Annotated in this window: 24 protein-coding genes; 12 read left to right on the top strand and 12 right to left on the bottom strand. The window is 65.3% G+C overall.

What is annotated here, in order from left to right; genetic code table 11:
- Positions 1–276 precede the first annotated feature (276 nt).
- A complete protein-coding gene (gene alaC / locus LV28_RS30090) occupies positions 277–1,494 on the top strand; it encodes an alanine transaminase (protein ID WP_023594695.1) in 1,218 nt (405 codons plus the stop codon).
- Between the two features lie 19 nt (positions 1,495–1,513).
- On the opposite strand, the gene LV28_RS30085 is transcribed toward alaC, so the two are convergent.
- The 5 genes from LV28_RS30085 to LV28_RS30065 all read right to left on the bottom strand — a co-directional run bounded on the left by LV28_RS30085 (position 1,514) and on the right by LV28_RS30065 (position 6,069).
- Positions 1,514–1,978: a DUF3757 domain-containing protein gene (locus tag LV28_RS30085; protein ID WP_024788753.1), complete on the bottom strand. Its 465-nt coding sequence runs from the start codon at positions 1,976–1,978 to the stop codon at positions 1,514–1,516.
- Between the two features lie 196 nt (positions 1,979–2,174).
- Positions 2,175–2,588, bottom strand: a complete 414-nt coding sequence (locus tag LV28_RS30080; protein ID WP_028730939.1) for a PPC domain-containing DNA-binding protein — start codon at positions 2,586–2,588, stop codon at positions 2,175–2,177.
- Positions 2,585–3,130: a PPC domain-containing DNA-binding protein gene (locus LV28_RS30075; protein ID WP_038618455.1), complete on the bottom strand. Its 546-nt coding sequence runs from the start codon at positions 3,128–3,130 to the stop codon at positions 2,585–2,587. The genes LV28_RS30080 and LV28_RS30075 overlap by 4 nt, the downstream gene beginning before the upstream one ends.
- Positions 3,127–4,737 carry an acyl-CoA synthetase gene (locus tag LV28_RS30070; RefSeq protein WP_369798644.1) on the bottom strand — a complete coding sequence of 537 codons (1,611 nt, stop codon included), beginning with the start codon at positions 4,735–4,737 and terminating at the stop codon, positions 3,127–3,129. The genes LV28_RS30075 and LV28_RS30070 overlap by 4 nt, the downstream gene beginning before the upstream one ends.
- 165 nt (positions 4,738–4,902) lie before the next feature.
- Positions 4,903–6,069 carry an acetyl-CoA acetyltransferase gene (locus LV28_RS30065; protein ID WP_038618458.1) on the bottom strand — a complete coding sequence of 389 codons (1,167 nt, stop codon included), beginning with the start codon at positions 6,067–6,069 and terminating at the stop codon, positions 4,903–4,905.
- A gap of 688 nt (positions 6,070–6,757) precedes the next feature.
- Between LV28_RS30065 and LV28_RS30055 the strand changes: the two genes are divergently transcribed.
- From LV28_RS30055 to LV28_RS30045, 3 genes are all read left to right on the top strand, one after another.
- On the top strand, positions 6,758–7,777 hold the full coding sequence (locus tag LV28_RS30055; protein WP_038618464.1) for a TRAP transporter substrate-binding protein: 1,020 nt from the start codon (positions 6,758–6,760) through the stop codon (positions 7,775–7,777).
- 15 nt (positions 7,778–7,792) lie between these two features.
- Positions 7,793–9,655, top strand: coding sequence for a TRAP transporter large permease (locus LV28_RS30050; RefSeq protein ID WP_048806709.1), 1,863 nt, complete (start codon positions 7,793–7,795; stop codon positions 9,653–9,655).
- Positions 9,656–9,749: 94 nt separating this feature from the next.
- The gene (locus LV28_RS30045) at positions 9,750–10,505 is read left to right on the top strand and encodes an SDR family NAD(P)-dependent oxidoreductase (RefSeq protein ID WP_023594686.1); all 756 of its coding nucleotides are present in this window, start codon (positions 9,750–9,752) and stop codon (positions 10,503–10,505) included.
- A 33-nt stretch (positions 10,506–10,538) separates the two neighbouring features.
- Here LV28_RS30045 and LV28_RS30040 read toward each other — a convergent pair whose 3' ends face one another.
- A complete protein-coding gene (locus LV28_RS30040; RefSeq protein ID WP_023594685.1) occupies positions 10,539–11,483 on the bottom strand; it encodes a LysR family transcriptional regulator in 945 nt (314 codons plus the stop codon).
- A gap of 370 nt (positions 11,484–11,853) precedes the next feature.
- Here LV28_RS30040 and LV28_RS30035 point away from each other — a divergent pair, with 370 nt between their 5' ends.
- Positions 11,854–12,954, top strand: a complete 1,101-nt coding sequence (locus LV28_RS30035) for a sigma-54-dependent Fis family transcriptional regulator (protein ID WP_028730844.1) — start codon at positions 11,854–11,856, stop codon at positions 12,952–12,954.
- Between the two features lie 890 nt (positions 12,955–13,844).
- On the top strand, positions 13,845–15,008 hold the full coding sequence (locus tag LV28_RS30030) for a porin (protein ID WP_023594682.1): 1,164 nt from the start codon (positions 13,845–13,847) through the stop codon (positions 15,006–15,008).
- 132 nt (positions 15,009–15,140) lie between these two features.
- On the opposite strand, the gene LV28_RS30025 is transcribed toward LV28_RS30030, so the two are convergent.
- Positions 15,141–16,589: a gamma-glutamyl-gamma-aminobutyrate hydrolase family protein gene (locus LV28_RS30025; RefSeq protein WP_048806427.1), complete on the bottom strand. Its 1,449-nt coding sequence runs from the start codon at positions 16,587–16,589 to the stop codon at positions 15,141–15,143.
- A 126-nt stretch (positions 16,590–16,715) separates the two neighbouring features.
- Here LV28_RS30025 and LV28_RS30020 point away from each other — a divergent pair, with 126 nt between their 5' ends.
- Entirely contained in the window at positions 16,716–16,952 is a 237-nt protein-coding gene (locus LV28_RS30020; protein WP_038618467.1) for a hypothetical protein, read from the top strand.
- 17 nt (positions 16,953–16,969) lie between these two features.
- Complete coding sequence (locus tag LV28_RS30015) at positions 16,970–17,251, top strand: YkvA family protein (protein WP_023594680.1); 282 nt, start codon at positions 16,970–16,972, stop codon at positions 17,249–17,251.
- Between the two features lie 93 nt (positions 17,252–17,344).
- On the opposite strand, the gene LV28_RS30010 is transcribed toward LV28_RS30015, so the two are convergent.
- Genes LV28_RS30010 through LV28_RS30000 form a run of 3 tightly spaced genes read right to left on the bottom strand, consistent with a single transcriptional unit; the run spans position 17,345 to position 19,607 of the window.
- Positions 17,345–18,319: a quinone oxidoreductase family protein gene (locus LV28_RS30010; RefSeq protein ID WP_023594679.1), complete on the bottom strand. Its 975-nt coding sequence runs from the start codon at positions 18,317–18,319 to the stop codon at positions 17,345–17,347.
- Positions 18,320–18,366: 47 nt separating this feature from the next.
- Positions 18,367–18,780, bottom strand: coding sequence for a methylglyoxal synthase (locus LV28_RS30005; RefSeq protein WP_023594678.1), 414 nt, complete (start codon positions 18,778–18,780; stop codon positions 18,367–18,369).
- A 47-nt stretch (positions 18,781–18,827) separates the two neighbouring features.
- Entirely contained in the window at positions 18,828–19,607 is a 780-nt protein-coding gene (locus tag LV28_RS30000; protein WP_023594677.1) for an SDR family oxidoreductase, read from the bottom strand.
- Between the two features lie 154 nt (positions 19,608–19,761).
- Here LV28_RS30000 and upp point away from each other — a divergent pair, with 154 nt between their 5' ends.
- Positions 19,762–20,412, top strand: a complete 651-nt coding sequence (gene upp / locus LV28_RS29995) for a uracil phosphoribosyltransferase (RefSeq protein WP_023594676.1) — start codon at positions 19,762–19,764, stop codon at positions 20,410–20,412.
- Between the two features lie 38 nt (positions 20,413–20,450).
- Here the strand turns inward: upp and LV28_RS29990 are convergent, their stop codons facing one another.
- Together LV28_RS29990 and LV28_RS29985 are read right to left on the bottom strand one after the other, a co-directional pair.
- Positions 20,451–21,377 carry a DMT family transporter gene (locus tag LV28_RS29990; protein WP_081326823.1) on the bottom strand — a complete coding sequence of 309 codons (927 nt, stop codon included), beginning with the start codon at positions 21,375–21,377 and terminating at the stop codon, positions 20,451–20,453.
- A 57-nt stretch (positions 21,378–21,434) separates the two neighbouring features.
- Entirely contained in the window at positions 21,435–22,904 is a 1,470-nt protein-coding gene (locus tag LV28_RS29985) for a helicase HerA-like domain-containing protein (RefSeq protein ID WP_048806710.1), read from the bottom strand.
- A 328-nt stretch (positions 22,905–23,232) separates the two neighbouring features.
- On the opposite strand from LV28_RS29985, the gene LV28_RS29980 reads away from it, so the two are divergent.
- The 3 genes from LV28_RS29980 (at position 23,233) to LV28_RS29970 (ending at position 26,368) form a co-directional block, all read left to right on the top strand.
- Positions 23,233–23,958 carry a YebC/PmpR family DNA-binding transcriptional regulator gene (locus LV28_RS29980; protein WP_023594673.1) on the top strand — a complete coding sequence of 242 codons (726 nt, stop codon included), beginning with the start codon at positions 23,233–23,235 and terminating at the stop codon, positions 23,956–23,958.
- A gap of 1 nt (position 23,959) precedes the next feature.
- On the top strand, positions 23,960–25,237 hold the full coding sequence (purD, locus tag LV28_RS29975; RefSeq protein WP_038618470.1) for a phosphoribosylamine--glycine ligase: 1,278 nt from the start codon (positions 23,960–23,962) through the stop codon (positions 25,235–25,237).
- Positions 25,238–25,486: 249 nt separating this feature from the next.
- Positions 25,487–26,368: a mechanosensitive ion channel family protein gene (locus tag LV28_RS29970; protein ID WP_023594671.1), complete on the top strand. Its 882-nt coding sequence runs from the start codon at positions 25,487–25,489 to the stop codon at positions 26,366–26,368.
- The last annotated feature ends 84 nt before the right edge of the window (positions 26,369–26,452 follow it).

The raw sequence follows: 26,452 nt of genomic DNA, 5'->3' as shown, positions 1-26,452 counted from the left end.
GCTTCCTTGCCTTCCTCGACTTTGTTGGCATCATCGCCTTTATCGGCGTTATCAGCTTTATCGGCTGCGTCAGCTTCGTCGGCCCCCGTGGTGCCTGCTGCGCTCTCCCAACGTCTACCCGGCAGGTGCTTCCCGCCATCCCTTCGTCCGCCGGAAAAGCGAACGGCAGAAATCGCTTGCCTAAGCGACGCACGCCGCGCTACATTCGCCATCACGGTGTGGCCAGCACATCGGCGTCGCTCGGACGGTTCCGGGCGCTTACGTTCCAGGATTCCCATGTCCAGCTCCCCGAGCTCGCGCAGCTTTTCGCGCATCAATCGCCTTCCCCCGTACGTATTCAACATCACCGCCGAGCTAAAGATGGCGGCACGCCGCCGAGGCGAAGACATCATCGACCTGTCCATGGGCAATCCCGACGGTGCCACGCCCCCGCATATCGTCAGCAAGCTCGTCGAGGTCGCGCAACGCCCCGATACGCACGGCTATTCGACCTCGCGCGGCATTCCGCGCCTGCGTCGCGCCATCACACGCTGGTACAAGGATCGCTACGACGTCGAGCTCGACCCCGAGCGCGAAGCCATCGTCACCATCGGCTCGAAGGAAGGTCTCGCCCACCTGATGCTCGCCACGCTGGATCAGGGCGACACGGTGCTGGTGCCGAACCCGTCGTATCCGATCCATATCTACGGCGCGGTCATCGCGGGCGCGAACATCCGCTCCGTGCCGATGACGCCGGGCATCGACTTCTTCACCGAGTTGGAGCGCGGCATTCGCGAGAGTCATCCGAAGCCCAAGATGGTGATTCTCGGCTTCCCGTCGAACCCCACGGCGCAGTGCGTCGAGCTGGAATTCTTCGAGCGCGTGATCGACCTCGCGCGCAAGCACGACATTCTCGTGGTGCACGACCTCGCGTACGCCGATATCGTGTACGACGGGTACAAGGCGCCGTCGATCATGCAAGTGCCCGGCGCAAAGGACGTGGCCGTCGAATTCTTCACGCTGTCCAAGAGCTACAACATGGCCGGCTGGCGCATCGGCTTCATGGTCGGCAACGCCGAGCTGGTCGCGGCGCTCGCGCGCATCAAGAGCTATCACGACTACGGCACGTTCACGCCAGTTCAGGTCGCCGCCATCGCCGCGCTAGAAGGCGACCAGCAGTGCGTCGAGGAGATCCGCGAGCAGTACCAGCGCCGCCGCGACGTGCTCTACAAGGGGCTCACGGAAGCGGGCTGGGCCGTCGACCTGCCGCGCGCGTCGATGTACATCTGGGCGCGCATTCCCGAACCGTATCGGGCGCTCGGCTCACTCGAATTCGCCAAGAAACTGCTCGCCCAGGCCAAGGTCTCGGTCTCGCCGGGCATCGGCTTCGGCGAGTACGGCGACGAGTATGTGCGCTTCGCCCTGATCGAGAACGAATCGCGCATTCGTCAGGCCGTACGTGGCATCAAGCACATGTTCCGCGAAGACGGTCTGATCCAGCCGACCGTGGCCTGAACCACGCCCCGCAATACGGTCAACCGGCATCGGGGCGCATATCACCCCGATGCCCCGGATCCCGCCGCGACTTCGTGCTGAACGAACAGTTCACGGGATTGCGCTCCGCACAAGTCCACGCGGGCCCCGAACTGACATCGGACGACGCGACCCATGCAGCGCCCACGGCGCGGGTCGCATCCGAAAGACTCATGCGCAAACCACCCCCGAGTGCCGGGTCGGCGACATAGTCGCACATGACCCTGTGCTTCCTGGCATCGAAGCGAGCCCCCGAAAAGCGAAGGTGCGCGAGCATGCCCTCGGAGGCTCTCGGTTGCTCGCCGTGCCACGTGCCGCCGTTGGCGTTGGCCGTGTAGACGATCGTCTCGTTGCCCACGCTTTGGTGGATGTCGGCCACGGCCGGACAGGCATTGATCTCCGCGTGCGCCGCCGTTGGACCGAAAACGGCAAGTGTGCCCACGATCATCGATATCGTACGAAACATGACGCGCTCCTTCTGAGGATGATGTGACAGACGATTCGGGATGTCCGGCACGATTACACCTGCTGGCCTGACGACCGAATTCCGAAAAGCGTCGCCGCGCGTGCGGGAGAGTTCCCGTTCGGCACGTCCTGACGATAAAAAAGAGGAGGCAAAAGCCTCCTCGTCAAAACATGCGATCGATGGTGTCGACGTCGCGCTAGGCAGGCAGCCACTCCTGCAACGTGACCTCGATGGTGATGAACGACAGATTGCCGCCACGAACGAAGCGCCCGGCGAACATGCGGCCTTCGGTGTCGGCCACCATGCCGTGCAGCATGGGCAGCGTCTGGGCGGCTTCGGGGCGCACGTCGACCTCGCCGAACACATTGAGGATTTCCACCCCCGGGCCGCTCACCAGCTGCTCGCGCCAACTGTCGCCTGCTCGGAACGCGAGACGCGCGTCGATCAGGCTGCCGACCGCGCCGCGTACGATGGCCCGCGCAATGCCATGCTCGGCGCACAGTGCCTCGATGCTTTCGGTCAGATCCTGATTGGGTTTGAGACGGGCCACGACCAGCCGACCCAGTGTGCCGTTCTCGATGGCGACCGGAACCTCCAGCGCCGCGCTCATGAGTGCTCTCCCGGTCGCATCGCCGCGGGACGCAACAAGTGAAAGCGCGTTTCCTCATCGTCCCCGGTCACGTAGCCGCCATGTTCGAACAGACACAGACGAATCACCACGGGCTCCTCGCCGGCCCAGGTGTGATCGAGAATCAGATGGCCGCCGTGCAAATCGCCGCCGGGGTCGGAAAACCCGGCATGGCAATGCAGCAGCGTGGCGCCATCGGCGGTACGGCCTATCGTGATGGCCCCGCCGATCAGATCCACCTCGCGGGTTTCGTCGACCGGCGCCCCGTAGCCGAACGGGCGCTCAGCGTCGGCAGTGGTCTCGATCATGTGATACCGCAGTCCTCGCGCGGTGCCCGCGCAGAAACGGCCGACGCCGCCACCATACGTATAGCGGGATAACGCCGCACGCAGGGACTCGCCGAGATTCGCACCAGACCGGATCGTCACGCGCAGTTCGTGCTGCCCGCTCAACACGCAGTCTTCCACACGGGGTAACGTGGGGACGCCTGCATGCCGATAGATCCGCGAAAGCGCAGGTTTCATAGTCGATAGTCTCCTTGCTCTTCGAGCATCGTCTTGATTTGCTTCTTCACGATCTTGCCGTAGCCCGACTTGGGCATGGCATTCCAGAAAACGAAGCGACGCGGCCACTTGTATCGGGCAATGCGCGCCTCGAGATGTCCGAGCAGTTCATCGGCCTGTGCGGCCATGCCTTCCCGGGCGACCACCACCGCGAGCCCGCTCTCGCCCCACTTCGGGTCGGGCACGCCGAGCACCGCACACTCCGACACGGCCGGATGCGTGAGCAGGGCCTCCTCGATTTCGCGCGGATAGACGTTCGAGCCGCCCGAAATGTACATGTCGGACGCGCGTCCCGTGATGTAGAGGAAGCCCTGCGCGTCGACGTGGCCCAGGTCGCCCGTATGGAACCAGTCATCCTTGAACGCCTTGGCATTCGCATCCGGATTGTTGTGATAGCCCATGAAGACGGCGGGACCGCGCACGCAGATCTCACCCGAGGCGAACGGCGGCTGACGCTCGCCGCGCTCGTCGAGAATCGCCACCTCCATGCCGGTGCGCGGCATGCCGCACGTGCCCACGCGCGCATCGGGCGCATCGTCGTCTTCGCCATGCAGCCACGGCGGCAACACAGTGATGTTGCCGGTCACCTCGCCCAGCCCGTAGTACTGCACCAGCACACGCCCCAGCTTCCGCAGCGCGTATTTCTGGTCGGCGCGATACATGGGCGCACCCGCGTAGATCACGAAACGCAGCGAGCTGTGGTCGTACTGGTCCACCGCCGGATCCTCCACGAGCATCTTCACGATGGTGGGCACCGTGAACATGTTGTCCACGCGATGGCGCTCGATCGCCTGCCACACCTGCGCCGCGTCCATCTTTTCGCCCGGCAGCAGCACGCTCGCCGCGCCGCGCGCGGTGTTGACGATGGCGTGGATACCGGCACCGTGCGAGAGCGGTGCGACGACCATCGAGCGGCTGCGATACGTGATGCCGGGCATCAGGTCGGCCAGATGGTTCGTGACGACGAACGCCATCTGCCCGTGCGAGAGCACACCCGCTTTCGGATGTCCGGTCGTGCCGGACGTGTAGAAGAACCACAGCGGGTCCTCGTACTCGACTTCCGCCTCGTAACCGGCCGCGCCCATATGCGCGGCCACGAGCGTTTCGTAATGGAACTCGCCCGCACGCGGCGCACCCAGCGCGATCACATGACGCAGGGCGGGCGACGCGGCACGCACGGCGTCGACGTGTCCCTCGAAGCCGGCGTCGTAGATCATCACGCACGCGCCGCTCGATTGCCCGAGATACGCCGCCTCGGGTGCGGTAATGCGGAAGTTCGTCGGCACCCACACGGCGCCGAGGCGAAACGCGATCCACGCGCTCTCGAAAATCGGCAGGTTGTTGCGCGAGTGCACCAGCAACTTGTCGCCCTTGCCCACGCCCAACTTGCGCAGCGCGTCGACGGCCGCGTTCACGCGAGCGTCGATCTGCGCCCAAGTGGTGACCTTGTCGCCGACGATCAATCCGGGCTCGTCCGGGTGACGCCGGGCAACGTCGGCCAGCAGCCGGCCGAGATTCATGACCTTCTTGAGCATGTCGCTCGTCTCCTCTACTTTCTTATGGCTCAGTCTTGCGATATGACGGGCCCGGCCAGCGCCGGGCCACCTGCCTGACATGCTTCGCACCCCCCAACGGTCCGGCGTGCGTCGATGGACTTCGATGTGGCTTGCGACGCGATGCGCACTGATGCACACCCATGCGCATCGATGCACCTCAGTGCGCCGGACTACGCCTCATCGCGCCTCGAGAATGCTGACGTAATTGGCGACGGCCGCGCCGCCCATGTTGAACACGCCCGCAAGCTTCGCGTTGGGGATCTGCATCTCGCCGGCGGTGCCCGTGAGCTGCATGGCCGCCATCACGTGCATCGACACGCCCGTCGCGCCGACCGGATGTCCCTTGGCCTTGAGGCCGCCCGACGGGTTGACCGGTAGCAGACCATTCTTCTCCGTCAGGCCCTCGGCGATCACGTTGGCCCCCTGGCCGGGCTTCGCGAGTCCCATCGCCTCGTACTCGATCAGTTCGGCGATGGTGAAACAGTCATGCGTCTCGACCAGCGACAAGTCCTTCAGCGACACGCCCGCCACGCCCAGCGCCTGACGCCAGGCGTGCTGACCGCCCTCGAAGGCCAGCGGGTCACGGCGCGAAAGCGGCAGGTAATCGTTGACCTGCACGGCCGCGCGAAAGCCCACGGCCTTGGGCATCGTGCGTGCGACGTCGGCCGAGGAGATCACCAGCGCGGCGGCCCCGTCGGAGACCATCGAGCAATCGGTGCGCTTGAGCGGTCCGGCGACGAACGGATTCTTCTCCGAGACGTTACGGCAGAAGTCGTAGCCGAAGTCGCGGCGCATGTGCGCGTAGGGATTCACCGAGCCATTGCGATGATTCTTCGCTGCGATGCGTGCAAGCGCGTCGGACTGATCGCCGTAACGCTCGAAGTAGGTTTGCGCGATCGTGCCGAACACGCCGGCAAAGCCGCCGGGAATGCCCGCCTCTTCCCGCGCGTAGCTGCATTTGAGCAGGACGTCACCGACTTGCGGGGTGGCCAGCTCGGTCATCTTCTCGAAGCCGATCACGAGCACGTGCGTCGCCTTGCCGGCCTCGATGGATTGCAAGCCGCCGTGCACCGCGGCCGAACCCGTGGCGCAGGCGTTCTCGTAACGCGTGGCGGGCTTGAAGCGCAGCCCGGGAATGCGGTTGAAGACGAGCGAGGACGGGAAGTCCTGATACAGGAAACCGCCGTTGAAGGTGCCGACATGAATCGAGTCGATCTGCTCGGGCGCGAGGCCCGCGTCGTCGAGAGCGGCTTGTGCGACATCGGCCAGCAGAACTTCGGCATCGACGTTATCGAGTTTGCCGAACTGGGAGTGGGCCCAGCCGGTAAGGCATGCAGCAACCATGAAGTGTTCTCCGGAAAATTGGGGTCATCCAGACTCCGGTGAGCAATTTCGATGCCAGACAAATGCGCCTGCCCGATTTGACGTGATGCGGGCGCCATTCGGTGCGGCGCGGGCGGCGTCGACCTGCCCCCTGCGTCCTCCTTGCAGCGGCGACGCTTGTGGCGCGCCGGCAATTGACGCAAGCGTAAAGCGCGTGTCACCCGCCGGGCAAGTGAATTCGAGTGCACCCCGCGTGAGGCGAATTTGCTGTGCCGCAACACGCCGGGTATGTCGCGCGGTCGATGCGACACCTGTCGCATCGCGACGATGCCCGGCCTGCGACAGGTGTCGCAAACTGCGCGGCGGATGCGACACCTGTCGCACCGCGACGCGTCGCGCACGCCAGCGGCTTCGTCATCGCCGAGGGGCGAACCGGTCGCGCCGCGCGCCGTTCCCATCAAGCGAAAGCCAGCGAGACAGCGCGGGGCGCGCGTGGTGGCGCGTGGCGGCGATGCGAGGGAATTCACCGATGCTTAACAACGTAAGGGTTTTCCCGCCCGGCGCGCGATCTGGCATTCGACTTGCGTAAGATAGCCAGGCCACTCGCACGCCGCAGGACGCGAGCCGGCCGGGGCGCTGCAAGGCAACACGCTGGCGCGCCTCGCGCTTCAGATGCGGTCACCAAACCAATAAACAGGAGACATGCAGTATGAGCACCATGGATCGCCGCCACTTCATCAAGGTCGTGGCAGCCACGTCGGCAGCCGCCGCGACGGGGTTGTACCAGACGCAGGCACACGCCGCCGAATTCACGCTGAAGTTCGCGAACAATCTCCCCGTCAGCCACCCGATGAATATCCGCGCCAAGGAGATGGCGCAGAAGATCGCCGAGCAGTCGAAGGGCCGCATCGACTTCCAGATCTATCCGAACAACCAGCTCGGCAGCGACAGCGACATGCTGAGCCAGATCCGCGCAGGCGCGATCGACTACTTCACGCTCTCGCCGCTGATTCTCGGCACGCTCGTGCCGTCGGCACAGATCTCCGGCGTGGGCTTCGCATTCAAGGACTACAGCCAGGTGTGGGCCGCCATGGACGGCGACCTCGGTGCGCACGTGCGCGGCCAGATCGCCAAGACCTCGGTGTTCGCCTTCGACAAGATCTGGGAGAACGGCTATCGACAGATCACCACGAGCAGCCGCCCGATCAACTCGCCCGCCGATCTCAAGGGCCTGAAGATCCGCGTCCCGACGAGCCCGCTGTGGACGTCGATGTTCAAGGCGTTCGACGCATCGCCCACGTCGATCAACTTCGCCGAAGTGTATTCGGCCCTGCAGACGCACATCGTCGAAGCGCAGGAAAACCCGCTGGCATTGCTGACCACGGCCAAGCTCTACGAAGTGCAGAAGTACGTATCGATGACGAATCACATGTGGGACGGCTTCTGGTTCCTCGCCAACAAGCAGAAGTGGGACAAGCTGCCCAAGGATCTGCAGGCGATCGTGACGGCCAACGTGAACGCTGCCGCCATGGCGCAGCGCGACGACGTGCGCAAGCTCAACGACGGCGTGATGGCGGAGCTCAAGCAGAAGGGCCTCGTGTTCAATGCGCCGAACAACGAGCAATTCCGCGACAAGCTTCGCAGCGCGGGCTTCTATGCCGAATGGCACAAGAAGTTCGGCGATGAGGCTTGGGCCATGTTGGAAAAGTACACCGGGAAGCTCGCGTAAATGGAAACGTTGACGATGACGGCCGAGCCGACGCACGCGCTCGCCCGCCTCTTCTGCCACGTCAACCGCGCGGTGATGAAAGTCACCGAGGCGGTTGCCGTGCTGCTGGTGGTGGCGGAGACACTCATCCTGCTCGCGGGCGTGATCTCGCGTTACGGGTTCGACAATCCGCTCACGTGGTCGGACGAGCTCGCCCAGATCCTGTTCATCTGGCTATCGATGCTCGGCGCCGTGCTGGCGCTCGACCGGGGCGAGCACATGCGTTTGTCCGCCATCGTCAACAAGCTCCCCGTTGCGTGGCGCGAATGGTTTCAGACCATGGCCGCGCTCACGGTCTGCGTGTTCGTGGCACTCATCATCATGCCCGCATACACGCATGCCATCGAACAGATGGACATCACCACACCGGCACTGGAAATTCCGGACGGGCTGCGCGCCGCGGCGCTCCCGGTCGGCGCCGGTCTGATGCTCATCGCCGCGATATCGCGCCTGGCTCGCTGCTCGAGCATGCGCCAGCTGGGCCTGGGCGTGCTGGTCGTGGCCGCCCTCGGTGCGGCACTCTGGCTCGGGCGCCCGGCGCTCATCGCCATGGGCAACTACAACCTGCTGGTGTTCTTCGTGCTGATCGTGGGCGCCTGCGTGGCAGGCGGCATTCCCATCGCCTTCGCGTTCGGCACCGCGACACTGGCGTATCTCGCGCTGGTCACCGACGCACCGTTGCAGATCGTGGTGAGCCGCATGGACGAAGGCATGTCCGGTCTCATCCTGCTGTCGGTGCCGCTGTTCGTGCTGCTCGGCGCGCTCATCGAGATGAGCGGTCTCGCCCGCAGCCTGATCGAATTCATGGCCTCGCTGCTCGGGCATGTGCGCGGCGGCCTGCAATACGTGCTGCTCGGCGCGATGTTCCTCGTGTCCGGCATCTCCGGCTCAAAGGCTGCCGACATGGCGGCCGTGGCCCCGGCACTCTTTCCCGAAATGCAACGCCGCGGCTCCAAGCCGGAAGACCTCGTCGCGCTGCTCTCGTCGACCGGCGCCATGACCGAGACGATTCCGCCAAGTCTCGTGCTGATTACCATCGGTGCGGTGTGCGGCGTGTCGATCACGGCCCTGTTCGTCGGCGGCCTGCTGCCCGCGGTCATCGCCACGCTCGCCATCGTGGTCGTCTGCTTTGCCCGCTCGCGCAAGGAAGCGCCGCACGCGGCGAAACGCGCGCCGTGGAGCGTGATCGGCAAGACGTTCATCGTGGCGCTGCCCGCCCTGGCCCTGCCGATCCTGATTCGCACGGCCGTGATCGAGGGCGCCGCCACGGCCACCGAGGTCTCGACCGTCGGCATCGCGTACACGATCGTGATCGGCCTGATCGTCCACATCTTCAAGAAGCATCTCGACTTCAAGCGCCTGTACCCGCTGCTCACCGAGACGGCCGCGCTGTCCGGTGCCATCCTGCTCATCATCGGCATGGCCACCGCCATGGCATGGGCACTGACGCAGTCGGGCTTCTCCGCGAAGCTCGTCGGCCTGATGCATGGCGTGCCGGGCGGGCAGATCGGCTTCCTGCTCATCTCGATGGTCGTGTTCATCGTGCTCGGCAGCGTGCTCGAGGGCATTCCCGCCATCGTGCTGTTCGGGCCGCTGCTCTTCCCGGTCGCCCGTTCGATGGGCATTCACGACGTGCACTACGCCATGGTCGTGATCCTGTCGATGGGCATGGGCCTGTTCGCACCGCCGCTGGGCGTGGGCTTCTACGCCGCATGCGCCATCGGCAAGACCTCACCGGACAAGGTCTTCAACCGGATGTGGACCTATATGGGCGCGCTGCTCGTGGCCTTGCTCATCGTGGTCTTCGTCCCCTGGATCTCGATCGGTTTCCTGAAGTAAGACACATTCACTAACGTTTTTACCGACGGGCTCCGCCGCGCAGCTGGCGGCGGGGCCCGTGCTGTAGAAGTCAATAAATTTAGGAGTCCATAGCATGACGGAGAAAGTTGCAGTGGTCACGGGCGGCGGCATGGGCATTGGCGCCGCCATTTGCGAACGATTGGTCAAGGACGGCATGACGGTGGTGGTGGCCGATCTGAACGAAGGCGCGGCGGCGGAGACGGCGGCGAAGCTGAGCGCGGCAGGTGGCAACGCGTGGGCGCTGACCATGAATGTGGGCGATGCGCAATCGATCGCCGACGGCTTTGCACAGGTCGCGCAGCGTCACGGGCGCTGCGACGTGCTCGTGAACAACGCAGGGATCGCCAAGACGTTTCCGTTCCTCGACTATCCGATCGATCACTGGCATCAGGTGATGAATGTGAACCTCACCGGCACGCTGCTGTGCGGTCAGCACGCCGCGCGTCTCATGCGCGAGCAGCGCTGGGGGCGGATCGTGAATCTGGCGTCGGTCGCGGGCATCTTGGCCAGCGCCGGGCGCACGGCCTACGGCACGTCGAAGGCGGCGGTCATCGGTCTCACCCGTCAGATGGCCATCGAACTCGCCCCCTTCGGCATTACGGCAAACGGCATCGCCCCGGGTCCGGTCGACACGCCGCTCACGCAAGCGCTGCATTCCGACATCTCGCGCCGTCACTATACGGAGACCACGCCGCTGGGGCGCTACGGCCAACCGCGTGAGATCGCGGGCGCGGTCAGCTTCCTGGCGTCGGAAGATTCGTCGTATGTCACTGGTCATATCCTGCCAGTCGACGGCGGTTTCGTGGCGGCCGGTATTCTCGAGATCTGACGCCGCCCGGGCGCGTCACTTCGCCCCCATCGCTCAGCGCAGGCGGGTGTCCGGCAGGTCGGGCACCAGCCGCGCCCCCGGCGCGCGCTGCATCTCGCGCCACACCTCGCGCGCATTTTCCACGAACGTGGCGACGCACGGGTTGTGATTGTCCCGGCTCCACAGCAACGCCACTTCGGCCACCGGCGCGTTGTGCAAGGGCTTGAAGACCGCACTGCCCGACGCGCTCGTGCTGCTCATCGACATCGGCACCATCGCGACACCCAGCCCTTCCCCCACGAGGTTGATAATCGTCTGCTGAAGATTGGTCTCGAGCCGGATATGCGGCGAAAAGCCCGCGCGGCGGCAATGGTCGACGATCAGGTCGTAGACGAGCGGCGCGATCTCGCGCGGAATGCTCACGAACGACTCTTCGGCGAGCTGGGAGGCGTCGAGCACGTCGACCGACGCCAGGGCGTGCGTGCGCGGCAATACCGCCACCATCTCCTCGCGAAACACCGTCGCCGTCTCCACCCCTGTGAGATCTTCGGGACGGTACATGATGCCGACGTCGATCTTCCCCGCCCGCACCGCGTCGGCCAACAGGTTCGGCAGCGTCTCCGCGAGTTTCATGTCGACGCGCGAGTACGCCGCGGCGTATGTGCGCGTAAGCGCCGGCAGAATGTTGTACGCCGAGGACATCATGAAGCCAACCGTGATGGCGCCGTCCTCTCCCCGGCTCGCCGCGACCACATTGCGCCGCGCGCGGTCGACCGAGTTGAGGATTTCCACTGCATCCTGATAGAAGCGGGCCCCCGCGCGCGTGAGTCTCACGCTTCTGCGCGTGCGCTCGAACAACCGCACGCCCAGCTCGGCCTCCATGAGGGCAATCTGGCGCGATAACGGCGGCTGCGAGATGTGCAGCTGCTGGGCCGCGCGGCCGAAATGCAGGGTCTCCGCGAGCACCACGAAATATTGGAAATGACGCAGCTCGATCATCTGATACCTCAGAGGTATTAATAGCGCATCAATATTGTATTGGATGTTATGACTCTCGAGTCGTATCCTGCATTGGCGATTGGCCACCCGAGCCGGTCGCAATATAAAGAGACGTCAGGAATCGCCAGGCCACAAGCCACCGACGGCGCCCTTTCGTACCGATACGAGAAGGAGACAAGTCATGCCCGCTCACCTCGCTGTAGCGTCCGCCCCCGCTCGACCTGTCGGCCACGCCGCCCCCCACGGCGCCGCCAATGCCAATACCGCGTTCAGCAGCATCGCCGCGATCGCCGAACGCATCGCCCGCCTGCCGGTCCCCCCTGCCGCCCCCATCACCGCCGCCGCGCCCGATTCGGCATCGACCCGCGGCATGCGCCCCGACTATCTCGCCATCGACGATCTGAGCGGCACCGATGCCCGCATGCGCGAACTGCTCGCGCGCGGCAAGCGCTTCGTCGATCGCGGCATCCCGGTACTGATTCTCGGAGAGACAGGCACCGGCAAGGAGTTTCTCGCCCGCGCGCTGCATGCCTACAGCGAGCGGCGCGCGCAGGCATTCGTCGCCATCAATACGGCGTCGTTGCCGGAGCATCTCGTCGAGAGCGAGTTGTTCGGATATCAGCGCGGCGCATTTTCCGGCGCCCTTCCGGGCGGGATGAAGGGCAAGCTGCAACAGGCCGACGGCGGCACCCTCTTTCTCGATGAGATCGGCGACATGCCCTTTGCGATGCAGACGCGCCTGCTGCGGGTGCTGTCCGAGCGCGAGGTCACGCCGCTGGGCGGGAGCCATCCCGTGCCCGTCGACGTGCAACTGATTTGCGCCACGCACCAGGATCTGGCCAGCGCCGTAGCGAACGGGACATTCCGCGAAGATCTTTATTACCGCATCGCGGTCGGCGTTCTCACGCTGCCCACGCTGCGCGAGCGCGAGGATAAATCGGAGCTGATCGCGCGCATGCTTTGCGACGAGTGGCCCGGACTGCGCGCCGATCAGGCGCTCGCCCGCGTGTCACCGCAAGCGCTGTCTTGTCTGCTCACCCACGCATGGCCGGGAAACCTGCGCCAAATGCGCGCCGCGTTGCGCTACGCATGTGCCGTCATGAGCACAAACCAGTTGTGTGTAAACGATCTGCCGCCGGAACTCGTTGGGGCGTCGCGCGGCACGTCGGCGGGGAGTACACCGATGGCGCCCGCGACCTCGTCGCGCGTCGAAATCGAGGCTTCGGCGATGTCGCGCGAAATACCTGGCGGGGTGCACGACCGTCAGGCCCGTGATGCGCGCCAGGGAAACGAGAGCGAAGTCGAGCGGGAGCGCATTCTGCAGGCGCTCGCGCAACATCGCTGGAATATTTCGGCCGCCGCGCGCACGCTCGGGTTCTGTCGTGCGTCGCTATATCGAAAGCTCAAGCAGTTGAGCATTCCGCATGTGCGCGATTGCGGCGACGCCCTCAATGCGGCTCACTTCGCGTAGAGGCGACGCAACGGTCGAGGTGTCGGGTGGCGGCGACGCCAGACGACAATGAAGGTCGCACGGGGCATGGGAAAAGCGCGGGCAAAAAAAAGCGCGGCCAATGAGGCCGCGCCAAGGTTTGGAGACTTTTCACTCAACGCAAAAGTCTACTTCTCGCGGAACGTAGTATAGGTCTGGCGTCGAAAATCATTGTCATCATTCGACGCAATGAATTATTCGAGGACTCGCAATAGTCTCGTAAAACTGCATGAATAAAGGGTTTTTCGGTGAGGCCCGAGTTTTTCCACGCGCAAAAATCTAAGACATCACTCATTACGCGCGATGGAGGCAAGGCGATGATGTGCTCATCGGGGCCCACTTGCATGTCACGTGCGCTTTTCGATTTCATCGTCATCAGCGATGAGGTACGAGGTGTCGAAAACGAGGCCTACGTCGACGCGACACGTTTCGTGCGATGCGCCCGCCGCGCGAACCGCCTCTGCGACATGATCACGCAGCGCCGGAACTAATCGGACCCACGCGTGTCGCGCGCAAATCCAGCACTGACAACGCTTCCGACGCGCTTTCGCAGGTCGCTCTCACTGTGTCCCGAGCGCAACACACTTCGCTTGCATCGGCATTTCTCGCCTACGCTTAATCAAGCCGATCCCTTGTCACACAACGCTTTGCGACACGTTTGCATGATTCTTTTCAGATATGAAATAGATTCTTGCGGATTCTGAAATAGGCGGGAGTAGCGCTCACTCATACACTGCCCCCTGTCAACAGAGCAGTGCCGATACCTGATCGGGTCCGCGAATGACAAACCGTCACCTCGACATGTTCTGTTTCGCCGCGTTCTGTTTTCACGCGAATTCTGCGATTCGTGTCACGTTACTGGAGCTTAAACCATGAAAAAAACTCTTCTTGCCGCGGCCGCCATCGGCGCGTTCTCGGTGGGCGCGCACGCACAAAGCAGCGTCACCCTGTACGGCTTGATCGACGCTGGCGTTGCCTACACCAGCAACTCGACCAACACGATCGGTGCTTCGGGTTCGAAGAACTTCCGCGCCACGAGCGGCCTGGTCAACGGCAGCCGTTGGGGCCTGAAGGGCTCGGAAGACCTGGGTGGCGGTAACAAGGCCATCTTCGTGCTGGAAAACGGTTTCTCGATCAACAACGGCAGCCTGGGCCAAAACAACCGCATGTTCGGTCGTCAAGCCTTCGTCGGCCTGCAGAACGACAAGTTCGGCTCGGTCACGATCGGTCGTCAGTACGACTCGCTGGTTGATTACCTGGCTCCGCTGACCCTGAACGGTTCGTCGTTCGGCGGCACGATCGCAGCGCACCCGTACGATAACGACAACACGAACAACTCGTTCCGTGTGAACAACTCGGTCAAGTACTCGAGCGCCAACTACAACGGCCTGACCTTCGGCGGCCTGTATGGCTTCTCGAACAAGGCCGGCGATTTCGCCAACAACCGTGCATTCAGCGCCGGCGTGAACTACGCGAACGGCCCGCTGACGGTTGCCGCCGCTTACCTGGAGCGCCAAGGCAATCCGGGTAACAACAACGCAAGCGGCGCCGTCGATACGTCGGCCGGTGGCGACTCGGTCTTCAACGCGCAGAAGCAACGCGTCTGGGGTATCGGTGGTAACTACGCCTTCGGCCCGGCAACTGTCGGCCTGGTGTACACCCACACGCAACTCCAAGGCCTGTCGGGCATCAACTTCAACAGCACCGCCGTTGGCTTCAACAACGACGGTCTGAAGTTCGACAACTTCGAAGTCAACGGTCGCTACATGCTGACCCCGGCAGTCTCGCTGTCGGCCGCGTACACGTACACGATGGCCAAGCAGGATTCGACGGACAAGAAGCCGAAGTTCCACACCGTTACGCTGCAAGCCGACTACCGTCTGTCGAAGCGCACCGATGTGTACCTGACGGGTTCGTACCAGCACATCTCCGACAACGAAGGCACGGGCCTCGCAGCCGGTGTCGGCGCTGCCGGCGGTATGTCGTCGACCAGCTCGCAAACCGTTGTGGGCACGGGTATCCGTCACCGCTTCTAAGCCAGGCGGCGCGCGTACCGCAGCGACATCGCGGTACGCCTGACACAAAAAAGGGCAGCCTCCGGGCTGCCCTTTTTTCGTGGGCGCGACGCCTGCGCTCGGCAGCGTCGCCCCCCTTCTCTTCGCTTCGCCTCAGAAGCGCGTCTCGCGCGCCGCACGCAGGAAGTTGTCGAGTACCGGCGTGCAATCGAGGAACTCCGGCCCGCCGGCCCGGTGAAACTCCGGGTGCCACTGCAAGCCCATCACGAACGGCGCCTTGCGGTAGCGGATTGCCTCGACCACGCCGTCTTCCGCGCACACCGCCTCCACGCTCAGGTCGCGCCCGAGCGTTTTCACCGACTGGTGGTGGATCGAGTTGACGATCGGCACATCGACCGGCGCGAGCATTTGCGCGAGCGACGATCCCTCGGGGAACGTCAGCGTATGACGGTTGTGCTCGTACGTCTCGGTGACGTGCGGAATCGCTTCAGGCAGATCGGTCGCAATATCCTGGTGCAACGTGCCGCCGAACGCCACGTTGATGAGCTGGCACCCCCGGCACACGCCGAGAATCGGCTTGCCCTGTTCGACGAACTCGTGCAGCAGTTCGAGTTCGTACATGTCGCGCATGCGGTCGCCCTGCCATTCGTGACGCGTCGCCACTTCCGAATAGGTCAGCGGCGAGACGTCCGCCCCGCCCTGCAGCACCAGACCATCCAGATGCTTCGCGTAATCGTGCAGGCGAATGTGGCTTGGATGAAGCAGGCCTTGTGTGTCGACCGTCGGAATCATGAACACCAGCACGTCGCGCGACATCACCCAGTGCGCGATCGACTCTTCGAGGTATTGCAGCGTCTTGCTGCGCAACCCCTTCGAACCGGGCTCCGGATGAAAGATGCGTGCCGAGATACCGATCTTCAGCGTGCGCTGCGTGATGCGCTGGCCCGCACGGTCGTACCAGGCGCGAAAGCGGGCCGACATGATGCGTCGCAGAACCGACCACGGGGAGTCCCCCGCCTGAAGGTAGGACGGCTGACCGCCCATCGACGCCGGACTGCCGGGACGCGGCGCCGAGCCGAACGACGGCTGATGCGGTGGCTCCACACCACCACCGCCCGCGGCGCCCCCCGTCTCCCCCGCCTCCCCGATCTGACCGCCCGCGCTGCCGACGCCGGCCGCCTTGACGTCGTCGCCCGATGCCGGCGTCGGCGCGCCGATCGGATTGCGATCCGACGCCACCTCCGCAGCGGACGCCTGGGCGACGGGTTTGGCGGACGGGGCCGCCGCGGGCTGGGAAGGCTGCGCCTGGGCATCACCGGGCTGGACCGGGCGCGTCAGCGTGTCGGGATTCGGCGGCATGTCCGACGAGCCTTCCGCCGTGCCGGCGACCGGCTTGGCGGTGGCCCGCGGCGAGGCCGGTGTGGCCGACGTCGCGTAGTCGGATGATGGCGTGGATGAGGTCGATGCCGTGCCCCCGGACGCGCCGGCAATGCTGCCGGTGTCGGTGGCCGGATGTATCGGTTGTGGCGTTGCGCTCTTGCTCGTCTCGGATTCAGGCTTCTGGGGCTGCTGCGGCGATTTCGGGTCTTGAGCGTCGGTCATGATGGCGTTTGGAAGGCGTCCGCGAAGGGGGGAAAGATGGATTGACCACTGCGGCCGGGAAATTATCCCGCCGCCCCGATCCCACCGCAACCGGGAAAGCCGATCGCGCGGCAAGCCGCTTGCGGCATGGCGATGGACGACGATTGCCCGAACTCGCCCGAACTCGCCCTGAACGCGGCGATGAAACCGTCCCGTCGCAGCGATGTCGAAATGCGTTGTCACGCGTTGAGCGGCCGCGCCTCGTCGGCGAGACCGAAAGGCCGCGCGTATAATCGCGACAATATGCAAGACATTCATCCAATTTGGGCGCGGTTCGCCACCATTGGACGAAAAAATGCCCGTCGCTGTCTGGCGGGCACGTGAGTATCAGGAGCCTGCAAGTGAAGCGTTTTCTCCGCCTGTGGCAGATCGCCCGCCACGACTTCCGCGTACTTTGGCACGCGGCCCGCGACCCGCGTCGTCCATGGTGGCTGTTGCCCGCCGTGGGTCTGCTCGTCGTGTACCTGCTGAGCCCGTTCGATCTCATCCCCGATTTCGTGCCAGTGTTCGGTTTGCTCGACGACGTGGTCGTGATCGGCATGGTGGTGCACTGGCTGATCGGCCGTCTGCCGTTCGATGTCCGCGAGGACGCCCGCGCCCACGTGTTCACGCAACGCGCCTGAGTCCGGACACCGGAATCGATGCCGGGTCGATCCGGCGCTCCCGCCGCCAGGTCGGGTTACCGGCCGCGGGCGCGTCGGGATGGCTGCCCGGCCTCAGGGCATGAGCAGCGTCGAGCCGGTCGTCTTGCGCGCTTCGAGATCGCGGTGCGCCTGCGCCACATCGGCCAGCGCATAGCGTTGATTGACCTCGATCTTCACGTCCCCCCGGGCCACGACGTCGAACAACTCGTTCGCGCTGGCCTCGAGATCGGCGCGTTTGGCCGTGTAGCTGAACAGCGTCGGACGCGTGAAGAACAGCGAGCCGCGCGACACGAGGTCAGCCGTGTTGATCTGCGTCACGGGCCCGGAGGCGCTGCCGAAGTTCACCATCATGCCCAGCGGACGCAGGCAGTCGAGCGAACCGATGAAAGTGTCCTTGCCGATGGAATCGTAGACGACCGGCACGCCTTCACCGCCCGTGATTTCCTTGACCCGCTCGACAAAGTTCTCGCGGGTGTACACGATCGGGTGATCGCAGCCATGCCGGCGTGCGAGCGCCGCCTTCTCGTCGGAGCCGACGGTGCCGATCACCGTCGCGCCGAGCGCCCTAGCCCACTGACAGACGATCAGGCCCACGCCGCCTGCGGCCGCATGAATCAGGATCGTGTCGCCCGCCTTGACCGGGTAGGTGCGGCGCAGCAGATACTGCGCGGTCATGCCTTGCAGCATCATCGCGGCGGCCTGGTCGTCGCTGATCGCGTCCGGCACACGCACCAGCGGCGCGGCGGGCATGACGCGCGCCTGCGAATAGGCGCCGCACGGACGGCCCGCATAAGCCACGCGGTCGCCCGGCCTGACATGCGTCACGCCCTCACCGACCGCTTCGACCACGCCCGCGGCTTCCATGCCGAGGCCGGCAGGCAGCGGCTGCGGATACAGACCGGTCCGGAAATAGACGTCGATGTAATTCAGACCGACGGCGTTGTGACGCACGCGCGCCTCGCCCGGACCGGGGTCGCCAACTTCGACGTCGACCCACTTCATCACTTCCGGCCCACCATTCTGTTCAATGCGAATCGCTTTGGTCATCCTCGCTCCTTCGATGCTTGGGTTATCAGGCCGCCTGTCGCGACGCGTCAGCCCCGCGGCTGCGCCGCCAGACGCACGATCAGTTGTTCGAGCAGCAGCCGCGCCGTGGCACTGTTGGTCGCGCACGGCACGTTGTGCACGTCGCACGCGCGCACCAGCGCGTTGATGTCGGGTTCATGGGGCTGTGGCGTCATCGGGTCGCGCAGGAACAGCACCATGTCCACCCGCCCTTCGGCCAGTTGCGCGCCGATCTGGAGGTCGCCGCCGTGCGGCCCCGAGAGCATGCGCTCCACCTCCAGGCCCAGTTCGGTGGCGATGCGCCCGCCCGTGGTGCCCGTGGCCACGAGCTGGCATTGACGCAGGACTTCCACGTAGTCGCGCGCGACCGCGAGAATCTCGTCCTTCTTCTTGTCGTGCGCGATGAGCGCGATTCGGACTTTGGGTACGGTCGATACAGTCATTGATGCGATCCCTTCGCTGGGTCGAGACACGGTGTGGTGAGGACGGTTCAGAAGGTGCCCGGATACGCGCCGCCGTCGATCAGCACGTTCTGTCCGGTAATGTAGCCCGCCTGCGCGCTGCACAGGAAAGCGCAGGTCGCGCCGAACTCCTGCGGCTGCCCGAAACGGCGCGCCGGAATGGCCGCGGCCCGCCGGGCCCGCGCTTCGTCCACCGTCTGCCCGCTCTTGTCGGCCCACGCCCGCATGGTGCCCGCGAGACGGTCGGTATCGAACGCACCCGGCAACAGATTGTTGATGGTGACGTTGTGCGAGACGGTCGTGCGCGCCAGCCCCGCAACAAAACCGGTCAGCCCCGAGCGTGCGCCGTTGGACAGGCCGAGAATGTCGATCGGCGCCTTCACGGCCGACGACGTGATATTCACGATGCGCCCGAAACCGCCCGCGATCATGCCATCCACGGTCGCCTTGATCAGTTCGATGGGGGTGAGCATGTTCGCGTCGAGCGCGCGAATCCAGTCGTCGCGCTGCCAGTCGCGGAAGTCGCCCGGAGGCGGACCGCCCGCATTCGTCACGAGAATATCGGGCTGCGGACAGGCGGCGAGCGCCTGGGCGCGCCCCTCGGGCGTGGTGATGTCGCAGGCCACCGCGCTCACGTCAACGCCGGTCGCGGCGCGAATCTCGTTCGCCGCGGCGTTCAGGGCGTCAGCCGTGCGCGCGACGATGACGAGGTTCACACCCGCCTCGGCCAGCGCCTGCGCACAGGCGCGCCCCAGGCCCTTGCTCGCGCCGCACACGAGTGCGGTGCGGCCCTTGATTCCCAGATCCATGTTCGGTCTTCCAGACAAGTCACGCATTGGTCGGATACGGCCCTCGGGCCATCTCCCCGCGATTCTAAGGGAATCGCGGGCACGCCGCTGCCATCCGCATCGGTTAAAATCGCGGCCATGCGGGCCACACCGGCCCTGCCCCCGATTGCCTGCCATGAAACAAGACACCCGCTTCCCCAATCTCTATATCTGCGATCACCCGCTGATCCAGCACAAGCTCTCGCACATGCGCGACAAGGAAACCTCGACGCGCACGTTCCGCGGCCTGCTGCGCGAGATTACCTTGCTCATGGGATACGAAATCACGCGCGACCTGCCGCTCACGACCGAGCGCATCGACACGCCGATGGTCGCCATGGACGCCCCCGTCATCGCCGGAAAGAAGCTTGCCATCGTCCCCGTGCTGCGCGCGGGCGTCGGCATGAGCGACGGTCTGCTCGATCTGGTGCCGTCGGCGCGCGTCGGCCACATCGGCGTGTATCGCGACGAGCAACATCGTCCGGTTGAGTATCTGGTACGCCTGCCCGACGTGGCCGACCGCAGTTTCATTCTGTGCGATCCGATGGTCGCCACGGGCTATTCGGCCGTGCATGCCGTGGATGTGCTGCGCAAGCGCGGCGTGGCCGAAGAGAACATCGCCTTCCTCGCACTCGTGGCCGCGCCCGAAGGCGTCAAGGTGTTGCACGACGCGCATCCCGGCGTGAAGCTGTACGTCGCCTCGCTCGACGAGCGCCTGGACGATCACGCGTACATCATTCCGGGCCTGGGTGACGCGGGCGATCGCCTGTTCGGCACCAAGAACTGAAGCGGACGTAAGAAGCCCCGGTCGAACCGGGGCTTTTTTCATTGGCCTCGGCCCGCCCTGCGCCGCGTGGCCATCGCCACGCCGATGGCCGCCAGCACCATCCCGGCCCAGGCCAGCGGCGGCATGTGCTCGCCGACCATGGCCCACGCCGCGAGCGCCGCGCAAGGCGGCACGAGGAAGAACAGCGCGGACACGCGCGACGCCTCGCCGCGACGAATCATCGCCAGCAGCAACGAGATCGCCACGATGGAATTGCCGATCACGAGATAGACGAGCGTCAGGCCGAGCTGCCAGGTCCAGTCGACGCGCATCGGCTCGAGCCACCACGCCAGCGGCAGCGTGGCCGCGAACCCCACGGCGTACTGCACGAGATTCGAGGTGATGGGGTGCTGCCCTACACCGAAGCGCTTCTCGTACAGCGTGCCGCAGGTAATGGCGCCGAGCGCCACGAACGTGAGCCCCAGCCCCAGCGCGGAGGTGGCCTCGACCGCCGAGCGCGCCACGATCACGAGCGCCGCGCCCGCGAGTCCCAATCCGAGACCGATCCAGTTCAACCCGCTCACGCGTTCGCCCACCAGATAAGGCACGGCCAGCGCCACGAGGATCGGCTGCAGCGACGTGATCAGCGCCACGCTACCCGCCGAAACTCCCAGCCGCAAGGCCAGATACGTCATGCTGAAATACAGCGCCTGGATCAGCAGACCGATGACGACCAGATGTCCCCAGGCGGCGGCCGTCTTCGGCAGCGGCGGGCGCATGACGACCGCCAGCGGCGCGAGCAGCACGAGCACCAGTCCGTAACGCAAGGCGAGGAAGGTCAGCGGATCGGCATAGGCCAGTCCGATCTTCGCCACGGTAAAGCCGACCGACCACAGGAACAGAAAGATGAGCGGCGCGGCGCGCAGCCACAGCGGATCGTGAGCGACCCCGGTGCGCACCGGTGCCATCGAGGATTTCAGCGACATGAGTTGGCGAGATTCCCTTCCTGCGTTGCGGCCCTATCGGACTATCGGACTATCGGACTATCGGCGACGGTTGCCGCCCAGAATGCTGCCCAGCACGCCGCGCACGATCTCCCGGCCCAACTGGCTGCCGACGGTGCGCATCGTGCTCTTGACCATGGCTTCGACGGCGGTGTCCTTGCGTCGCGAGCCGCCCGCCCCGCCCAGCAGGCCGCCGAGCGAGTCCTTCATGGCGTCGAGCAGTCCACCGCCGGACGACGATTCGGCGCCACCCGGCGACGGTGGCGCCGGCGTGCCCTCGGGTTGCCGCGCCTGCGTGCGACCGACGAGCTTCTCGTACGCGGATTCGCGGTCCACGGCGTTCTCATACACGCCGGCCACGAGCGAGCCCGCCATCAGCGCCGCCCGCTCCTGCGGCGTGATGGGGCCGATGCGCGAGGCCGGCGGCGCAATGAACGCCCGCTCCGTGACCGCCGGGCGCCCCTTCTCGTCGAGCAACGACACCAGCGCCTCGCCCACGCCAAGCTCGCCGATGACCGTCTCGATATCGAGCGACGGATTGGCGCGCATCGTCTGGGCCGCCACCTTCACCGCCTTCTGGTCGCGCGGCGAATAGGCGCGCAGCGCATGCTGGACGCGATTGCCCAACTGGCCCAGCACGGTATCGGGCACATCGACCGGGTTTTGCGTCACGAAATAAACACCCACGCCCTTCGAACGAATCAGGCGCACCATCTGCTCGATGCGTTCGAGCAGCGACTTGGGCGCCTCGTTGAACAGCAGGTGTGCCTCGTCGAAGAAGAAGACGAGCTTGGGCTTGTCCGGGTCGCCCACTTCGGGCAGACGCTCGAACAGCTCCGCGAGCAGCCACAGCAGGAACGTCGCGTAGATACGCGGCGCGGCCAGCAGCTTGTCGGCGGCGAGAATGTTGACGATGCCGCGTCCCTGGGCGTCCGTCTGCATGAAGTCTTCGATGTTGAGCATCGGCTCGCCGAAGAACTTGTCCGCGCCCTGTTGCTCCAGCGTGAGCAGTCCGCGCTGGATGGCACCGATCGACGCGGCCGAGATGTTGCCGTACTGGGTGGTGAAGGTCGAGGCGTTGTCGCCCACGTGCTGGAGCATGGCCCGCAGGTCCTTGCTGTCGAGCAGCAGCAGGCCGTTGTCGTCGGCAATCTTGAAGACGAGATTGAGCACGCCGGTCTGCGTCTCGTTCAGGCCGAGCAGGCGCGCGAGCAGCAGCGGGCCGAGATCGGAGACGGTCGCGCGCACCGGATGCCCCTGCTCGCCGAAGACATCCCACAACGTGGCGGGACTGCCGTGCCAGTCGGGCGCGTCGAAGCCGAGATTCGCGATGCGCTCCTTGAGCTTGGGCGTCTCGACGCCGGGCTGCGTGATGCCGGTCAGGTCGCCCTTCACGTCCGCGAGAAAGACCGGCACGCCGATGTCGGAGAATGCCTGCGCCATGACTTGCAGCGTGATGGTCTTGCCGGTTCCGGTGGCACCGGTGATCAGCCCGTGGCGGTTGCCCATCGCGGGCAGCAGACGCAGCACGTGCCGGTCGTTGCGGGCGATGAAGAGGCCGTCTCCGGCGTCGGCCGCGGGATCGTTCGGGGTGGCCTGGACCGCCTGGGCGGCTTGATCGTCGACAATGCCTGCGCTTGCGGAGGCTTGCGACGGCACGGGCTTCTTGGGCATGAGAGACCTCGGCGGTAGACGCGGCGGGGATCGTGACACGGCGCAGCAAACACCCGTGGCACGGTGCGGCGGCATGATAAAATTGCCTCCGATTATAGCGGCAGCTTGCCGCTCGAACGACAGGGCACACATCGCCGCCGAGCGCGGCACGACGGAGAAATTCATGGCGGGTCATAGCAAATGGGCCAACATCAAACACAAGAAGGCAGCAGCCGATGCCAAGCGCGGTAAAGTCTGGACACGCCTGATCAAGGAAATCACGGTGGCCGCCCGCCTGGGCGGCGGCGACGCGGACAGCAACCCGCGCCTGCGTCTGGCCGTGGAAAAGGCCGCCGACGCCAACATGCCCAAGGACAACGTCAAGCGCGCGATCGATCGCGGCGTGGGCGGTCTGGACGGCGCCAACTATGAAGAAATCCGCTACGAAGGTTACGGCATCAACGGCGCGGCGGTGATCGTCGACACCATGACGGACAACCGCGTGCGCACGGTGGCGGAAGTGCGTCACGCCTTCTCCAAGTTCGGCGGCAACATGGGCACCGACGGCTCGGTGGCCTTCCTCTTCACGCATTGCGGCCAGTTCCTGTTCTCGCCGGAAACGCCGGAAGACAAGCTGATGGAAGTGGCACTCGACGCCGGCGCCGACGACGTCATCACCAACGACGACGGCAGCTTCGAAGTGGTCTGCCCGCCCAACGACTTCCAGTCCGTCAAGGACAAGCTCGAAGCGGCCGGCCTGAAGGCCGAAGTTGCCGAAGTCACCATGAAACCGCAAACCGAAGTGGTCTTCACCGGCGAGGACGCCGTGAAGATGCAAAAGCTGCTCGACGCGCTCGAAAACCTCGACGACGTGCAGGAAGTGTTCACCAACGCCGTCATCGAGGAATAAGATGAAAATCATGGTTGTCGGCTCGGGTGGCCGCGAACACGCGCTGGCCTGGAAGCTCGCGCAATCGCCGCGCATCCAGCTGGTCTACGTCGCCCCGGGCAACGGCGGCACGGCGCTCGACGAGCGCCTGCGCAATGTGCCGATCTCCGATCCGAACGTGCTGGCCGAGTTCGCCGCGCGCGAAGGCATCGCCCTCACCGTCGTGGGTCCGGAAACGCCGCTCGCCGCCGGTATCGTCAATATCTTCCGCGCTCGCGGCCTGAAGATCTTCGGCCCGACGAAGGAAGCCGCACAGCTCGAATCGTCGAAGGATTTCGCCAAGGCGTTCATGAAGCGCCACGGCATTCCGACGGCCGACTACGAGACGTTTTCCGACGCCACCGCCGCGCACGCCTATATCGACGCCAAGGGTGCGCCGATCGTCATCAAGGCCGACGGCCTCGCCGCCGGCAAGGGCGTGGTCGTGGCGATGTCGCTCGACGAAGCGCACCACGCCGTGGACATGATGCTCGCGGACAACAAGCTCGGCGACGCCGGCGCCCGCGTGGTGATCGAGGAGTTCCTGCAGGGCGAGGAAGCCAGCTTCATCGTGATGGTCGACGGCAAGAACGTGTTGCCGCTGGCCACGTCGCAGGATCACAAGCGTTTGCTCGACAACGATCAGGGCCCGAACACCGGCGGCATGGGTGCCTATTCGCCGGCACCGATCGTCACGCCGCAAATCCACGCGAAAGTCATGCGCGAGATCATCATGCCGACCGTGCGCGGCATGGAGACCGACGGGATCCGCTTCACCGGCTTCCTGTACGCTGGCCTGATGATCGACGCCGACGGCAACGTCAAGACGCTCGAGTTCAACTGCCGCATGGGCGACCCGGAAACGCAGCCGATCATGGCCCGCCTGAAGGGCGACTTCTCGGTGGTGGTCGAGCACGCGATCGCAGGCACGCTCGACAAGGTCGAACTCGACTGGGACCGCCGCTATGCGCTGGGCGTCGTGCTCGCCGCACACGGCTATCCGGACACCCCTCGCAAGGGCGACCGCATCTCCGAGATTCCCGCGGAGACCGCGGATTGCGTGACCTTCCACGCGGGCACCCAACTCGACGGCGACGTACTCAAGGTCACGGGCGGGCGCGTGCTGTGCGTGGTCGGCCTGTCCGACACCGTGCGCGGCGCGCAGAGCGTGGCCTACCAGACCGTCAACCAGATCAACTTCGACGGCATGCAGTATCGCCACGACATCGGCAATCGCGCGCTCGCGCGCAAGCCGGAGTAATCCGGCGTCACGGACCGGGGTGCGGGAAGTCAGCTCGCGCGCCGGCCCATCGGCAACGGCCCGGGGACTTTGCGTCCGCCCGGGCCGTTGTCGTTTGGGGTCCGTCACATCGTCGCGCCGGCATGATTGACAAGCGAGGGGCAACTTGGCACGCTGGCACCGCGTGGACACCGCGTTCCGCGTATCCGGCCAGCCTCGGCGGAATTCATGCAGTTTTCCCGACGGACCCCTCGCTCGACGGAGACTCACATGTTCGACCTCGACAAGCTGGTCAATGACTATCTGGTGCCTTTCGGCCTGAAGATCCTGATGGCCGTCGTCATCTGGATCGTGGGCGGCATCGTCATCAACGTGGTGGCGCGCCTCGTGCGCGGCGCGATGACCCGGCGGGCCATCGATCCCACCCTCGTTCGCTACACCGAATCGACGCTGCGCATCGCCCTGCGCATCGCCCTGATCATCTCCATTCTGAGCGTCTGCGGCATCGAGACGACGTCGTTCGCCGCGTTGCTCGCCGCCGCCGGTGTCGCCATCGGGGCGGCATGGTCCGGCCTGCTGTCGAACTTCGCGTCCGGCATCTTCCTGATCGTGCTGCGTCCGTTCAAGACCGGCGACATGATCAGCGCGGGCGGCGTGACCGGGGTGGTCGACGAAATCGGACTGTTCGTGACCACGATGACAACGGCGGACAACTTGCGGGTGTACGTTGGCAACACCAAGGTGTTCAGCGACAACATCACCGTCTTCGACGCGAACGCGTTTCGTCGCGTCGACCTGACCGCGCAGCTCGCGCATACGGTCGACGTGCAGGACGCCGTGGCGCGGCTCAAGACGCGGGTCGCCCAGATTCCCAACGTGATGCCCACGCCGGCGGTCGACGTGGCCATCCTCGAGTTCAATCCGTCCGGCCCCGTGCTGGCGGTGCGTCCTTACTGCCACAACCGGGATTACTGGCAGGTGTACTTCGACACCAACCGGGCGATCGCGGAAGTCGGTGGCACGGCGCACTGGCCGGTGCCCGCGCCGCGCCAGATCTTCATGCCGCCCCCGGGCGAGATGCCCAAGGCCATGCCCGCCGCACCGGCGACCGGCACGGCTTCGGCCCCGCCGCTGCCCAATTCGCCGGCATGACCGGGATCCGGCCGGATGGCTTGATGCAGGTCATCCGGGTGGCATTTGGCCGGACGGCGCGCCACGCGGGTCTGCCCCCGAACC

This window comes from Pandoraea pnomenusa, from assembly GCF_000767615.3.
Taxonomy (GTDB): Bacteria; Pseudomonadota; Gammaproteobacteria; order Burkholderiales; family Burkholderiaceae; genus Pandoraea; species Pandoraea pnomenusa.
The sequence above is the reverse complement of the archived record's forward strand: the minus strand, read 5'-3'. Positions and strand labels throughout refer to the sequence as shown.